We start from the raw sequence: 13,862 nt of genomic DNA on the forward strand, positions 1-13,862 counted from the left end.
TCTGTCAACGACGCCTATGGAGAAGGCCGAAGGCTAGCCCGCGTCACTCGTCCGAGACCAAGATCCGGACCATCCGCGGACCACGTTCTCACCCGTCCACCAGCACCGCACCGTCACCGCAGGTCAGCGAGGGGACTACTCGTGTACCGCCAAGAGACCAAGAACCTGCTGGTGTCGTACTCGCCGAGGAAGCTGGGCTTCTTCTAGGCAAGCTCGAAGTGGGCGCCCGGCTGGGAATTCGCCACCTGGGCGCCTCCATGTCCAGCGTGTCGCACAGTGCCCCGTGTGCCTGGACCTGCTGAACCTCGACGCTGACGATCTCCAGGAGCGCAGTGTTTCGCACAGGCGAGAGCCCTCGGCTACGCCTCACCCGCAACGCGCAGAGGTATGCGCGTTGCGGGCCACTGCACGGGGCGCGCGAGTGGGTAGCGCTCAGAGTGCCGGCGAAGCGGCCGGATCCCGGGCCTGATCGAGTCAGCCGCCGCTCTTGCGCCTGAACGACCGCTGGCTCGCAGCCGGGCCGTGCGCCGCACGCACCTTCGACGCATTGGGGTTGGCGGCAGTATCAGCGGCGTCCGCCTGCGCAGCGCGCTTGCGCGCCAGGGCTTCGCGGAACTTGCGCTTGAGGTCGTAGTTTCCGTCGCTGTCCGGCGCCAGAGAGGACGTCTCGGGGGCAGCGGGCTCCGAACCTTCCGTAGATACGGGCTCTGCGGTCATGGTGACCTCCTGGGTTCGGGGGGGGCGGGCAAGCACAGCTTGTCATGCCGGGCGCAGTGCTGGGCACCGGCAACATCATCGAGCTCCGATTCGGGGAATTCACTGCCAGGGCAACGGCTCTCAGCCGCTGCGACGCATCCGGGCGGCCTTGCGGGCCTCGGCGAGCTTGCGGGCCTCGCCGGCCTTTCGGGACTTGCCGCCGGCGCCGCGGGAGGTGTCCTTGCTGGTGCCGATGCCGCGGAAGGGGGCGTTGCTGTTCTTGGGTCGGGGGACGGCGGGCCCGCCATCGAGCGGGGTGCCGGAGGGAGCCTTGGCGCCGGTGATCCGGCTCAGCTCCGCCTCGCCCGAGCGCACCTTGGTGACGGTCGGCTCGATGCCGGCCTCGGCCATCATGCGGCTCGTCTCGCGGCGCTGGCCCGACAGCACGAGCGTGACCACGCTGCCGGACTCACCGGCGCGAGCGGTGCGGCCGGCCCGGTGCACATAGTCCTTGGGGTCGGTGGGCGGGTCGACGTTGACCACGAGGTCGAGGTCGTCGACGTGCAGGCCACGGGCCGCGACGTTGGTCGCCACCAGAACGGTGATCTGGCCGTTCTTGAACTGTGCCAGGGTCCGTGTGCGCTGTGGCTGGGACTTGCCGCTGTGCAGGGCCCCGGCGTGCACCCCGCTGGCCCGCAGATGCCGGGTGAGCTGGTCGACGGCGTGCTTGGTGTCGAGGAACAGCAGTACGCGGCCGTCGCGGGCGGCGATTTCCGTGGTGACGGCGTAGCGGTCGGGGCCGTGGACGACCAGAACGTGGTGGTCCATCGTCGAGACCGTGCCCGCGGACGGGTCGACCGAGTGGACGACGGGGTCGTGGAGGTAGCGGCGGACCAGCTGATCGACGTCGCGATCCAGAGTGGCCGAGAACAGCATCCGCTGACCGTCGGGGTGCACCTGGTCGAGCGCGTCGACAACCTGCGGCAGGAATCCCAAGTCGCACATCTGGTCGGCCTCGTCCAGCACGGTGATCCTCACCCGTCCCAGGCCGCAGGCGTTGCGCTCGATCAGGTCGTGCAGGCGTCCAGGGGTGGCGACGACCACCTCGGCCCCCTGGCGCAGCGCGGCGACCTGCCGGCCGATCGACATGCCGCCGACGACCGTGGCCATCCGCAGCCGCAGTGCCTCGGCGTACGGCGCCAGCGCCTCGGTGACCTGTTGGGCCAGCTCGCGGGTGGGCACGAGGATCAGAGCGAGGGGCTGCTTCGGTTCGGAGCGCCGCCCAGCGGTACGTGTCAGCAGTGGCAGGCCGAAGGCGAGCGTCTTGCCCGATCCGGTGCGCCCGCGCCCCAGGACGTCGCGCCCTTCCAGGGCATCAGGCAGTGTGGCGGCCTGGATCGGAAAGAGTTCGCGCACCCCGAGCCCGCTCAGTGTCCGCAGCACCTCCACCGGCAATTGCAGGCCGGCGAAGGAGAGGTCCGGGTCCGGGGACAGCGCCGGGGTGGTGGCTCCGGACTTGACGGGACCGCCGTGAGCGATGCCGGAGTCGTCGGGATGCTTCATGAACAGCCTTCCGCAGGGGAACGTACCGAGGAAGGCCCGGCAGGTTGAACAGTCCACGCTCAAACGGAACCGAACAGGCAGAACCGCCCACCGCGACGACCACGCAAACGCGTGACGCTACCACAAGGCACAACATCGCGCCGTGATACCGATCGCCCCTCCCCCATCGACCGTTCCCGGGCCGGCGATCTCGCCGAGGAAGCCGGGCTTCTTCCAGAGGGCGCAGGAAGCGGCACGCTGCGGCGGGCGTGCTCCCGGCGCGGGCTGGACGACGAGGTGAGGGACGCACCGACAGGTCACCGGCGACGCCGTGGGCGGGTGCGCCCTCACCGGGCTCTGCCGCCGCCCTCCAGCATCCGTTCCAAGCGATCGAAGCGCTCGTGCACCGTGTGAGCCACCTCTGTGTACTCCTGCTCCACGGCTCTTTCCGCCTGGTGCACCCGATGGTGCCGACTCGCCTGGTCCCGTCCCACGAACCATGTGGCCAGGGCTGCGGTGACCAGCCCGTATGCGGTGATCCCGACGACCATCACCACCACAGCGACCAGCCGTCCCCACAGCGTCACCGGGTAGAAATCGCCGTACCCCACTGTCGTCGCGGTCTCCACCGACCACCACAACGCCCTCGGGTACGTGGTCAGCTGTGCCCGCGGCGCGCCGGTCTCGGCGACTACGACGACGTAAGAGCCCACCAGCATCACGGCCATCAGGACGACCGTCGCAGCCCCGGCCGCCTTCACATGCAGTGAACGCCCTTCGCGGCCCAGCAGCAGCCGGACCACCCGGGTCAGGAAACCGGGAAACATGCCCCGCATCCTGCGCCACGCCCCGATCCGGCCCCGTCAGAACGCGCCGCGTCCGTACCAACCCCAACCCGAACAGCCCCTGGCGTCCGATGACGGCGATCATCCGCGTGGCTTCCACGACTTTCGGCACCCCCTGGAGGGTGGCCAACAGCACTGCCGTCACGCTCTCCGCCATGTACGCGGCTGCTGCGCTCAATGTTCCTCGGTCGGGAGGACCCAGGCGCGCTCACTTCTCCGGGCCACCGCCGAAGCCATGATCATCGCCGCACGAACGGCGACGAGTTGCACGGACGACGTCGACAAGGCGCGGGCCGCCGAGGCGAGTCCGAAGGTGAGGAAGCCGCCGAGCGCCATGCGGCGACATGCAGCACAGTGAGGTCGAACCCGCACAGCAGCAGGCTTCCCGACATCACGACCAGGACCAGCCACCGACTCCGCCGAGATACATGCCGTTGCTGTGAATCCGTCGCAGCGCATATTGACCCGTCAGCTGAGGTGCGGGAGGCGGACGGTATACCCGGAGGTCCCGCCACGGGTCGAGTGCACACTGACCGACGTCGGGCACAGCCTGGACGCCGTCACGGGAGCAGTTGGACACGTGGGGCCGGTGGTATCAGGAGACAGGGCGCCGAAAGGGTTGACCAGGCCTCATGCCCGGGACTCGCATTCAGGAACGTCGAGCACGATGACGCCCAGTTCGGTCGCCGCGACGACCGTGTGGGCCGCCGCGGCCAGTGCCAGTACCTCCGCCTCCAGCTCGATGACCTGGCGGCCTTTGGAGTCCTCGATCTCTATGAGACGGCCGTGTCCGACGACGGCACGTCGGGAGTCGGGGAGGTATGCCACCACCCTGGCGGTGTCCTGGCTGTCATGTCGGCGGTGGTCGGGTGCGGCGCGTCGGAGGTTGCGGAGCCTTCCGCGCCACCATCCCCCGCGTCCGGCGGAGACGCGGACCAGGCGCCATGCGGATCCGTCGGCCCGTACGAGCCTGAGCGTTCTGACGGGACGGTGATCGGTCAGGTCCCATATGTGCAGGGTCAGGTCGTCGCCGGTGGACATGATGACGGGACGGCCGTCCAGTTCGGTCGTCGCGAGCGCTCGGACCGCGCCCTTGTGGGCGGTGACGGGCTTGCCGACGGGTTGTCGTGTGGCCAGGTCCCACACCTGAATGGTCCGGTCGTGGCCTGCGGTGACTACCACGGGACGGCCGTCCAGTTCGGTCACCGCGAGCGCTCGGACCCCGCCCTTGTGGGCGGTGACGGGTATGCCGATCGGTCCACCCGTGGCCAGCTCCCACACCCGCACGCGGGCGTCGCCCGACACGACCACCGCGCGGTCCTGCAGTTCGGCCACCGCCACCGCGTGCGCCGTGCCGTTGTGACCGGTGACGGGCTCCTCGACCACGTCGCCCGCGTGCACGTCCCAGATACGTAGGACCCGGTCGGCGTCGACGGACACGACCACCGGGCGGCCCTTCATCCGGGCCACCGTCACCGCTCGCACGCCGCTGGTGGAGCCGGTGAAGCTGTCGTCGACAGGGTTGCTGGCGTCCAGGTCCCATATCCGTACGGTCCGGTCGTCGCCGGCGGAGACGACCACGGGACGGCCGTCCAGTTCGGCCACGGCAAGCGCTCGCAAGCCGCTCGTGTGGCCGGTGAAGGGCTTGCCGACGGGTTCACGGGTGGCCAGGTCCCACACCCACGCGGTCCGGTCGGCGATGTCGCCGGAGACGACCACGGGACGGCCGTCCAAGTGGGCCACGGCCAGCGCTCGTACCCAGGTCCGGTGACCGGTGAAGGGTTCACCGACCGGGGCTCGGGTGGCGAGGTCCCACACCCACACCACGCCGACGGCGTCGACGGAGACGACCACCGCGCGGTCCTCCAGCCGTGTCACGGTCACGGCGTTCACCGTGCCGCCGATGGTGGTGAAGGGGTCGCCGATGAGGGCGCGGGTGGCCAGGTCCCATACCCGCACCGCACCGTCGGTGCCCGCGGAGACGACCACCGGACGGCCGTCCAACTCGGCCACCGCCAACGCGTACACGGAGCCGGTGTGGTCGGTGAAAGGTGCGCCGACCGGACTGCCGGCCTCCAGGTCCCACACCCACACCACTCCGTCAACGCCGGCGGAGACGACCACCGTACGGCCCTCCAACTCGGCCACCGCCACCGCGTACACCGCGCAGCCGTAGCCGGTGAACGGGGCGCCGAGAGGAACGCGGGTGGCCAGGTCCCACACCCGCACCGCACCGTCGGCGCCCGCGGAGACGACCACCGAGTGGCCCTCCGACCGGGCCACGGCCACCGCGTACACCGCCCCGGTGTGGCCGGTGAAAGGGGCACCCACCGGACTGCCGACGTCCAGGTCCCACACCTGCACCACACCGTCACCGCCGGCGGACACGGCCACCGGACGGGCCTCCAGCCGGGCCATCGCCAGCGCGTACACGAAGCCGGTGTGGCCGGTGAGCGTGAGGTGGGGGTGGATGGGCTGCCAGCGGGCCCACCGGGTGGACCAGGGACGGTGCGGGTGATGGGCCGCGATGGCCTTGGCCAGATGATGGGTACCGCTGCAGTGGGCGGCCAGTTCCAGGTAGGACGCGCGTTCCGCGGCGGGGTTGTCGGACAGATGGAGAGCGGCGCGGCGGTAGGCGTTGGCGGCGGCCTTGGCCTCGTCGCTGTCCGCGTGCCGCAGTATGGCGAGCAGTGGCGCCCGGGTCGCGGTGAGCAGGTAGTCGGGGTCGGCGAGCAGGATGTCCAGCAGGTGTCCCTGGACGGCGTGGGCGGCCAGGTGCGTGTGGATGTACGTGTGAGCGGAGGGCCAGCCCCGGCGGTGCTGTGCGGCCGGCGGAACGCAGTCGATGAGGGTCCGGGCGATCGCGGCCTGGTCCGCCGCGGCGTCCCGCCCTTGCAGCAGGTGTTCCACCAGGGATTGGTGGAACAGGCGGTACAGCGAGCCGTTGGCCTCCTTGAAGTAGGAACCGGCCTGGCGGCGCAGCCAGGTGAGTTCGCTGTCGTCGGTGATGCCCGGGCCGGGATGCAGGGCGTCGACGAGCCGGGCCCAGATGCCTTCCTCGCGGGGAAGGCCCGCGCCCTGCGCATAGGCGAGCGGCAGCAGCAGTTCACGTGCCCGGGCGGCCAGTTGGTCGCCGAGGCGGCTGGTCAGGTCCCGGCTCATGGCGTCACCCGCGGTGCGGGGCAGACTGCGCCGCCATCCTTCGTCGGTCGGGTCGGCGGGCTCGGCCCGGGCGGCCAGGTACTGCGCGAGGATCCGGGCGATCAGGAACGAGGGACCGGCGGCCGCGGCGACGGCCTCGGCCACCGCCAGCAGCAACTCCTCGGGGCTCTGCCGGTAGGGGCTGCCGGCATGGGACTGCAGCAGCACCGTGCGGGCGTAGGCGCGTGTGCTGTCCAGGTCGGCGTGGGTGCTGTCGTCCAGGTCGATGACCTCGGCCGACGGGTGCAGGTGTTCCAGGAGGTGTCTGCGGGTGCCCAGGAGCAGCCGTAGTCCCCCGTCGTCCTTGCCCAGGAGGCGGAGGAGATGGTCCAGGCGCTGGGCCAGTGCCTGGGGTTCGGCGGCCTCGTCGAGGGCGTCGACGAGCACGGTCAGGGGTTTCTCGTCCCGGGGGCGGTCGCGGAGCGCGGTGACCAGTCGCCGCAGCTGTTCGGAGCTGTTCAGACCGGGGTCGATGCGGATCGCGGCACCGGCTCCGATCGCGGTGAGCACCTCCACCGTGGTCATGGTGCCCGCGTACACCGCGACGTCGATCGCTCTGGGCGGCGGCAGTTGCTCGGGCAGCCCCCTGCGGGGCACGCCGGGGCGGCGGTCCGGGTCGCTGAGCGCGGCGAGGAGTCCGAGTACGGCGGTCTTGCCCGAGTCGGGGTCGCCCGTCACGACGTGCAGGCGCCGGTCGGACGGGTCGGCGAGCCAGCCGGTGAGTTGTCGTAGCGCCCGGTGCCGGCCGGTGAACCACTGGGTGGCGGGCAGGAATCGGGTCTCCAGATGCTCGTGCTGCTGCCGGTAGAGGCGTTCCTGCGTCTCGACGTCGAGATCGACCAGACTCGGGCGGTAGTGCGGGTTGGGAAGGAACTCCAGGTCGTGCGCCACGCCGTACTGCAAGGGCACGGGGGTCTGGAATCCCGGGACCTGGACGTCGTGGCGGATCCGGTCCACGAGGGAGGGCACCGACAGGGCGGGGGCCGTGAAGCCGCCGACCGCTCGGTCCTCGTTGCGCACCGCGCGGGCGAACGCCTGGGTGAACACGCCGGCCTGGGCCGCCTGCCGTGGCCTCGTGGACGTGACGACGACCAGGGAGCCCTGACCGTCCCAGCCGCCGATGGCGGCCGTGGCCAGATCCTTGCCGCCCTGTCCGGCGTAGCAGCAGTCCAGGATGACCATCAGCCGCTTGATCCGGGTCTGTTCGAGCAGCCACTCGGTGAGGTACACGGTCTTCACGCCGCGGCCCAGCGGGTCGCCGGGCCGGTGGTCGGACGGCAGCAGCACATGCTGGCCGCCGTCGACGACGTCCCCGTGACCGGCCAGGTAGAGCAGCACGTAGTCGTCGTCCCGACGGTCGCCGTCGACCGCGAAGTCCCGCAGGGCGTGCCGCAGTTGCTCACCGGTGGGGTCCGGGGGCAGCACCGGCTGGTGGGCGTAGCCGAAGTCGTCGCGCAGCAGCGTGCACATCCGCTCGACGTCCTGGGTCAGCTCGGGGCGGTCCAGTTCGGGTGCCAGGGGGTAGCGGGTGACCGCGCCGGCCAGCAGCAGACGACGTGCCCCCACGATCAGGCCACCAGGCCCGCGTGGATGGCCGCCCCGGTCTGGGGTGCGGTCAGATAGGGGGCGACGTCGTGGGCCTTGGCGCCGTTGTGGATCAGGAACCCCTGCACGTCCGCGCCGAACAACGGCCGCAGGTCCTTGACCAGGGCGACGACGTCCCCGCCGTCGGCGATGTTCGTCCACTGCCGCACCGCTCCCGGCCAGTGTCCGCGCGGCGGGCCGCCGTCGCCGGTGGGGGTGGGAGCGGGCCGCAGTCTGTGGAAGACGACGTGGGAGATGCCGAGCGGGGATCCCATCGTCACCAAGGCCCGCACCGGCCAGTCGGGGTTGGCGCACAGCGCTTCGTAGGCGACCACGGTCCCCAGCGAATGCGCCACGATCACCCTGGTGTCCTCGTCCACGGCCTGCGCCAACTGCCGCTGGATACGGGCGCGCAGGTCGGGTTCGGTCAGATAGCGGCGCACCTGGTGCAGGTCGAACACCATCGCCCTCAGCGCCAGCCCCGCGAAGAACCGCGAACCCGACAACGCCCGCAAAGCCGCCTGCACCGCGCCGGGAGTCCGCAGCAGCGCCCGCGCGTCCGGCGGGATGACCTGATCGTCCACTCGGGCGGCCTCGGCCCACCACAGGCCCAGCAGTTCCGTGTCGAGGCCCTCGCCGACGTCCGCGGCGGTCAGCGGCGGAAGACCGGGGCCCAGCAGCCGCCCCGGCGGGCGGAAGAACTGCCCGTAGGACACACAGCGCACCTCGTCGGGAGCCAGCTGTCCGCCGGCGAACCGCACCCCGTCGGCCATCGGTGCGAACCACTCGCGGTGCAGCACCGACTCGCCCTTCACTTGCTGGGCGATTCCATGTACTCCAACCACCCGCGCCACATGTCCCCCCGGATGCCCGCAGATCGCTGACAGTAGTTTTTCCGCCACCGGCCGCGCTGGCAAGCCCCCGTCCTCGGCCAGTCCCGCCGTTCAGTCCAGGTCGGACAGGTCGAGTACGAACCGGTAGCGGACGTCGTTGCGCCGGAGCCGGTCGAGGGCCTCGTTCACCCGGGCCGACGGGAGGACTTCGACGTCGGCGGTGATGCCGTGCTCGGCGCAGAAGTCGAGCATGGCGGCGGTCGAGCGGCTGCCGCCGCTGCCCGCGGAGCTGAGCTTCTTGCGCCCGATGAGCAGATCGATGGTGTCCACGGTGACGGGTCCGAGGTGCCCCAGGTGGCTGAGCGTGCCGTCCATGGCGACCAGGCGGAGGTAGGGGCCGAGGTCGTGCGGTGCGGAGATGGTGTCGATGACGATGTCGAACCGGTCGCGGGCGTCGGCCAGTTGTTCCGGGTCGGTGGAGACGATGAGATCGCGGGCGCCGAGCCGACGCGCGTCGTCGGCCTTGTCCGGTGAGCGGCTGACGACCGAGGTGTCCGCGCCGAGCGCCACGGCGATCTTGACCGCGAGATGCCCCAGGCCGCCCAGTCCCGCCACGGCGACACGGGTCCCCGGCCCGGCGCCGAGGGCGCTCAGGGGTTCCCAGACGGTGATCCCGGCGCAGAGCAGGGGTGCGGCGGCGGCCGGGTCCAGGGCGGCGGGGAGCGGGTGGGCGAAGCGGTCGCGTACGACGTACTCGCGGGAGTAACCGCCCAGCGTGGGCGTTCCGTCGTGCCGGTCGGTGCCGTCGTACGTCAGGGTCGGGAAGGCGTGACAGAAGTTCTCCTGGCCGGCCCGGCACATGGCGCACTCGCCGCAGGAGTCGACGATGTTGCCGACCGCGACCGCGTCGCCGACGGTGAAGCGGGTGACCGCGGGTCCGGTCTCGGTCACCACGCCCGTGAACTCGTGCCCCGGCACCAGGGGCCGTCCTCCCTCGCCGGGCCGGGCGCCGACGGCGTGTACATCGGTGTGGCAGACCCCGCAGTAGTCGACCCGGACCGCGAGGTCGTCAGGGCGCAGATCGCGCCGTATCAGCGGCGTCCGCCGCAGCGTCGACGACGAGCCCTCCACCTGCCAGCCAACGGTGCTCCTCATAGCGCCTCCCTTTCAGACTCCCAAACAGACCGTTCGGTCTATCCAGGCCACAGAAGCACACCCACCCCCGCACAGGCAAACCAACTGTTCTGTCTGATAGCGTCGGACCATGGCCGATCAGCCCTTGACCTCGCGTGGCGCCGCGACGTACCGACGCATCCTCGATGTGGCGACCCAGGAGTTCGCCGAGCACGGGATCGCCGGTGCGCGCGTCGAGCGGATCGTGGCCGCGGCACGCACGAACAAGGCGCAGCTCTATTCCTACTTCGGCAGCAAGGAGGGGCTCTTCGACGCCATCTTCTTCGGCTCGCTGGAGCGGATCGTGAACGTCGCCCCGATCGACGCGACCGACCTCGCGGACTGGGCCGTACGCCTCTACGACGAGTATCTGCGCCGCCCCGACCTGATCCGACTCGCCACCTGGGCGCGCCTGGAGCGACGCCCGGCCGGTCATCTGGTCGACGATCCCGACCGTCTCGACGACCACAAGCTGCGCGCCATCGCCCAGGCCCAGGCCGACGGTCTGGTCCGCGACGGGGACCCGTTCGACGTGATGGCGATGGTGATCGCCATGTCCATGGCCTGGTCACCGGTCAGCAATGTCTACGCGGCGACCGCGCAGGAGCCCTCCGAACTGCACGAGCAGCGTCGGACGCTGCTCCGCGAGAGCGTGCGGCGCGCCGTTGCTGCGGACCGGGACTAGGCCCTGGTTGCTTCCCTCCCACGCGGTCCGCTGTCTTCACCGGCGCGTTCCCGGTCCGCATAATCGGGCGGGGTCGGCGGCAACGCTTCGGGGGCGGCAGTGGCGTTCAGGGACGATGTGCGCGGATGGTGGGGTTCTCCGGCGGTGCGCGCCATGGTATTCGTGCTGCTCGCGACGCTGGTCTTCCACGGTCTGGTGCTGTTCGGACGGCTCAACTCCCGCGACGACGCCTTCGTCGCCGACAGCGGTTTCCGGCTGTGGGCCGTCATGGCCTCCTTCTCCTTCGCCGTCTGGATCGCCCTCCTGGACGGCGGCGTCAAGGCGGTTCGCGAACTGCCCACCTCCTGGCGGCGAGGGCGGCGCTGGTGGCTGGCCTCGCTCGTGTCGTACGCCGTGCTCATGGTGGCCGCGAGCACGATGCTCCGCGGGGTCAGACAGGGCCATGTGCCGATCGATGACTTCCCGGCGCTGATCAGCCTGCTCACCGCGGTCGGCGCCGGGGCCGGGGCTCCTTGGGTCCTCTCGGTCTGGCTCGCGCAGGAGCAGGTGCGGGAGCGGACGGACGAGGCCGGGCAGGGCACGGATCCTGACGCCGTGGCCGATCCTCCGGACCTGGCCGCTGCCATGGCCGACCTTCTCGCCGTGTGGCGGGTGATCGAGCGCGGCGGACTCGCGCTGTCCCTGATCGTGTCGACCTCCGCCTTCAACACGGGTGCCTTGCGGCTGGCGGTCATCGGGGCGGGCGTCACGGAACCGGCCGACTTCCCGCCGGTGTAGGTGCTGGGACACGGCGCCTTCTTCACCGCCGTCCTGGTGGCCATCCTGCTCCCCCTCGTACTCGCCTGGCGGGCACAGGCGTTGGCACTCGTCGAGCGGACATTGCCCCTGCCCGCCTCAGGTCTCGTGGACGAGGACGGGCTCGCCGCGAGGAGTCGCATGGAAGCGCAACTCCAGGTGAGCGCCCGGTTCCTGAGGAACCCGATCGCGCTGCTGAGCGTGCTGTCGCCCCTCGTGACCGCGCTGGTCACCGCGCTCGTGCCCAGCGGCGCCTAGGGGACCGGCTCCGTCCGGAGGACCTCAGGAACCGCCGGTGGAGCTGTCGCCGTGCAGGGGCAGCAGGATGCAGAAGGTGGCGCCCTGGCCCGGGGCGGTGCGGAGGTCGACCCGGCCGTGGTGTGCGGTGACCAGGGACTGGACGATGGACAGGCCCAGACCGGCGCCACCGGTCGCGGTGCGGCCGCGGGCGGCGTCGGCGCGGTAGAAGCGGTCGAAGACATGGGCGGCCTGATCCGCCGTCATCCCCGGTCCCTGGTCGCACAGTTCCAGGACGGCCCGGCCGTCCAGCGTGCCCACGCCGATGCGCACCGGTGTGCCGGGCGGGGTGTGGGCGATGGCGTTGCCGACGAGGTTGGAGGTCACCTGGCGCAGTCGCGCCTCGTCACCGAGCACCGGGGCTCCGCCGGGCGGGCCGCCGTACGGGCCGGTCAGGGTGACGGGACGCTCGGGAGCCAGGGCCCGCAGGTCGTGCAGGGCGTCGGCGGCCAGGGTGCGCAGGTCCATCGGGGTGAGGCGAAGAGGCAGGCGGGCATCGGCGGTGGCCTCCTCGTCGAGACGGGCGAGGAGCAGGAGGTCCTCGACGATGCTGACGAGGCGGGCCGCTTCGCGTTCGATGCGGTTCATGGCGGAATCGATGTCCGCACGTTGGGGCATGCCGCCCATGCGGTACAGCTCGGTGAAGCCCTTGATCCCGAACAACGGGGTACGCAGTTCGTGGCTGGCGTCCGCGATGAAGGTGCGCATGCGTTCGTTGGTGGCGGCGCCGGCCGCGTCGCCGGCCTCGATCCGGTCGAGCATGCCGTTGAGCGCGGCGGACAGACGGCCCAGTTCGGTGCGGGTGATGGCCGGCTGCGGGACCCGGCTGGACAGGTCACCGGACGCGATGGCCGCTGCCGTCGTCTCGATGCGCCGCAGCGGCCGCAGCCCGGCCCGTACGGCGAACCAGGCGATGACGCCCAGAAGGACGAGCACCAGGGAATCGATCACCAGCATCCACACGCCCAGGTGCCGGATCGTGGAATGGACCGGCGCCAGCGAACCGGCGACGACGACACTGCCGCCGGTATCCGCGCCATCGGCGAGTTTCAGCGGGGCGACTGTCACGCGCCAGTCGTCGCCGGCCTCGGCCGGGACCTGGAAGGGGCGCCGGTCGCGGGCGGCGACCGCATCGGTGCCGAGGACCGGAAGCCGGGGGGCGCTGTCCTCGGGCCGGCGCAGTGTGCGCTGGGCATGGCCCTCGGCATCGAGCTGGGCGACATACACATCGCCGGTCAGCTCGCCCTCCACGGCGTCGCGCACCCGCGGTGCCGCCCCGCCCGGCAGGTCCGTCAGGTCCGGCAGCCGCGCCGCTGCCGTGGCGGCGGCGCGCACGCGGGCGTCCAACTGCTGCACCAGCTGCCGCTCCAGCAGCGTGACGAGCAGGGCGTTGCTGCCCAGCAGGGCGGCGACCACCAGCAGCAGGCTGATCGCCACGACCCGCCCACGCAACGACAGCCGGCCGACCGGCCCGCGCCGGGCCGGGGTGCTCATGGGCGGGGCCTGCGCAGGACGTAGCCGGTGCCGCGCACAGTGTGGATCAGCTTCGGCTCACCGGTGTCGATCTTGCGGCGCAGATAGCTGACGTAGGAGGCGACGATGGAGTCGTCACCGTCGAAGTCGTAGTGCCAGACCTGGTCCAGGAGCTGTTCCCTGGACAGGACGTGCCCCGCGTTCTCCATCAGCACGCGCAGCAGGCTGAACTCCGTCGGGGACAACTGCACCGGCTTGCCGCCCCGGGTCACCTGGTGGCCGTCGGGATCGAGTTCCAGGTCGTCCACGGCAAGGAGCCCGTCGGGTCGGCGGCCGCTGGTGCGGCGCAGTACGGCCTGGATGCGCAGGACGAGTTCCTCCAGGTTGAAGGGCTTGGTGACGTAGTCGTCCCCGCCGGCCCGCAGTCCGCTGATGCGGTCCTCGGCGGCGTCGCGGGCGGTGAGGAAGAGGATCGGCGGATGTGCGTTCCCGGGGCCGTAGGGGCGTTCACGCAGGCGGCGTGCGACCTCGAAGCCGTCCAGGTCGGGCAGCATCACGTCCAGGACGATGAGGTCGGGGCGCCGGTCGCGGACCGCCTCCAGGGCCTGCCCGCCCGACTCGGCCGCGATCACCTCGAACCCGGCCAGCCGCAGACTGGCGGACAGCAGCTCACGCAGCGTGGGCTCGTCCTCCACCAGCAGCAGTCGTTCTGTCGTCGTCATCGCACCCGTCCCCGAC

General features: G+C 71.2%; 12 protein-coding genes and 1 pseudogene. 4 read left to right on the plus strand and 9 right to left on the minus strand.

The window, feature by feature from the left end:
- Positions 1-474 precede the first annotated feature (474 nt).
- The 4 genes from IE325_RS24475 to IE325_RS24490 form a co-directional block, all read right to left on the minus strand.
- On the minus strand, positions 475-717 hold the full coding sequence (locus IE325_RS24475; RefSeq protein ID WP_190072175.1) for a DUF5302 domain-containing protein: 243 nt from the start codon (positions 715-717) through the stop codon (positions 475-477).
- 120 nt (positions 718-837) lie between these two features.
- Positions 838-2,259, minus strand: coding sequence for a DEAD/DEAH box helicase (locus tag IE325_RS24480; protein ID WP_190072176.1), 1,422 nt, complete (start codon positions 2,257-2,259; stop codon positions 838-840).
- A 326-nt stretch (positions 2,260-2,585) separates the two neighbouring features.
- On the minus strand, positions 2,586-3,065 hold the full coding sequence (locus IE325_RS24485) for a potassium channel family protein (protein WP_190072177.1): 480 nt from the start codon (positions 3,063-3,065) through the stop codon (positions 2,586-2,588).
- 192 nt (positions 3,066-3,257) lie between these two features.
- On the minus strand, positions 3,258-3,419 hold the full coding sequence (locus IE325_RS24490; RefSeq protein ID WP_190072178.1) for a hypothetical protein: 162 nt from the start codon (positions 3,417-3,419) through the stop codon (positions 3,258-3,260).
- A gap of 103 nt (positions 3,420-3,522) precedes the next feature.
- On the opposite strand from IE325_RS24490, the pseudogene IE325_RS46205 reads away from it, so the two are divergent.
- Positions 3,523-3,594, plus strand: a pseudogene (locus tag IE325_RS46205) (hypothetical protein); the annotation flags it as partial.
- A gap of 119 nt (positions 3,595-3,713) precedes the next feature.
- Here IE325_RS46205 and IE325_RS24495 read toward each other — a convergent pair.
- From IE325_RS24495 to IE325_RS24505, 3 genes are all read right to left on the minus strand, one after another.
- Positions 3,714-7,850, minus strand: coding sequence for a caspase family protein (locus IE325_RS24495; RefSeq protein ID WP_190072179.1), 4,137 nt, complete (start codon positions 7,848-7,850; stop codon positions 3,714-3,716).
- 2 nt (positions 7,851-7,852) lie between these two features.
- Complete coding sequence (locus tag IE325_RS24500; RefSeq protein ID WP_190072180.1) at positions 7,853-8,683, minus strand: hypothetical protein; 831 nt, start codon at positions 8,681-8,683, stop codon at positions 7,853-7,855.
- A gap of 129 nt (positions 8,684-8,812) precedes the next feature.
- Entirely contained in the window at positions 8,813-9,856 is a 1,044-nt protein-coding gene (locus IE325_RS24505) for an NAD(P)-dependent alcohol dehydrogenase (RefSeq protein WP_190072181.1), read from the minus strand.
- Between the two features lie 109 nt (positions 9,857-9,965).
- Between IE325_RS24505 and IE325_RS24510 the strand changes: the two genes are divergently transcribed.
- From IE325_RS24510 to IE325_RS24520, 3 genes are all read left to right on the plus strand, one after another.
- Positions 9,966-10,559, plus strand: coding sequence for a TetR/AcrR family transcriptional regulator (locus IE325_RS24510; protein WP_190072182.1), 594 nt, complete (start codon positions 9,966-9,968; stop codon positions 10,557-10,559).
- A 144-nt stretch (positions 10,560-10,703) separates the two neighbouring features.
- Positions 10,704-11,336, plus strand: coding sequence for a hypothetical protein (locus IE325_RS24515; RefSeq protein WP_190072183.1), 633 nt, complete (start codon positions 10,704-10,706; stop codon positions 11,334-11,336).
- Positions 11,337-11,612 carry a hypothetical protein gene (locus tag IE325_RS24520; RefSeq protein WP_190072184.1) on the plus strand — a complete coding sequence of 92 codons (276 nt, stop codon included), beginning with the start codon at positions 11,337-11,339 and terminating at the stop codon, positions 11,610-11,612. It abuts the gene before it with no gap.
- Between the two features lie 24 nt (positions 11,613-11,636).
- On the opposite strand, the gene IE325_RS24525 is transcribed toward IE325_RS24520, so the two are convergent.
- Positions 11,637-13,145 (minus strand): sensor histidine kinase, encoded by a 1,509-nt coding sequence (locus IE325_RS24525; RefSeq protein WP_190072185.1) that lies wholly within the window; start codon positions 13,143-13,145, stop codon positions 11,637-11,639.
- Positions 13,142-13,846, minus strand: coding sequence for a response regulator transcription factor (locus IE325_RS24530; RefSeq protein WP_190072186.1), 705 nt, complete (start codon positions 13,844-13,846; stop codon positions 13,142-13,144). The genes IE325_RS24525 and IE325_RS24530 overlap by 4 nt, the downstream gene beginning before the upstream one ends.
- Positions 13,847-13,862 lie beyond the last annotated feature (16 nt).

Source organism: Streptomyces lanatus (assembly GCF_014655715.1).
GTDB classification, from domain to species: domain Bacteria; phylum Actinomycetota; class Actinomycetes; order Streptomycetales; family Streptomycetaceae; genus Streptomyces; species Streptomyces lanatus.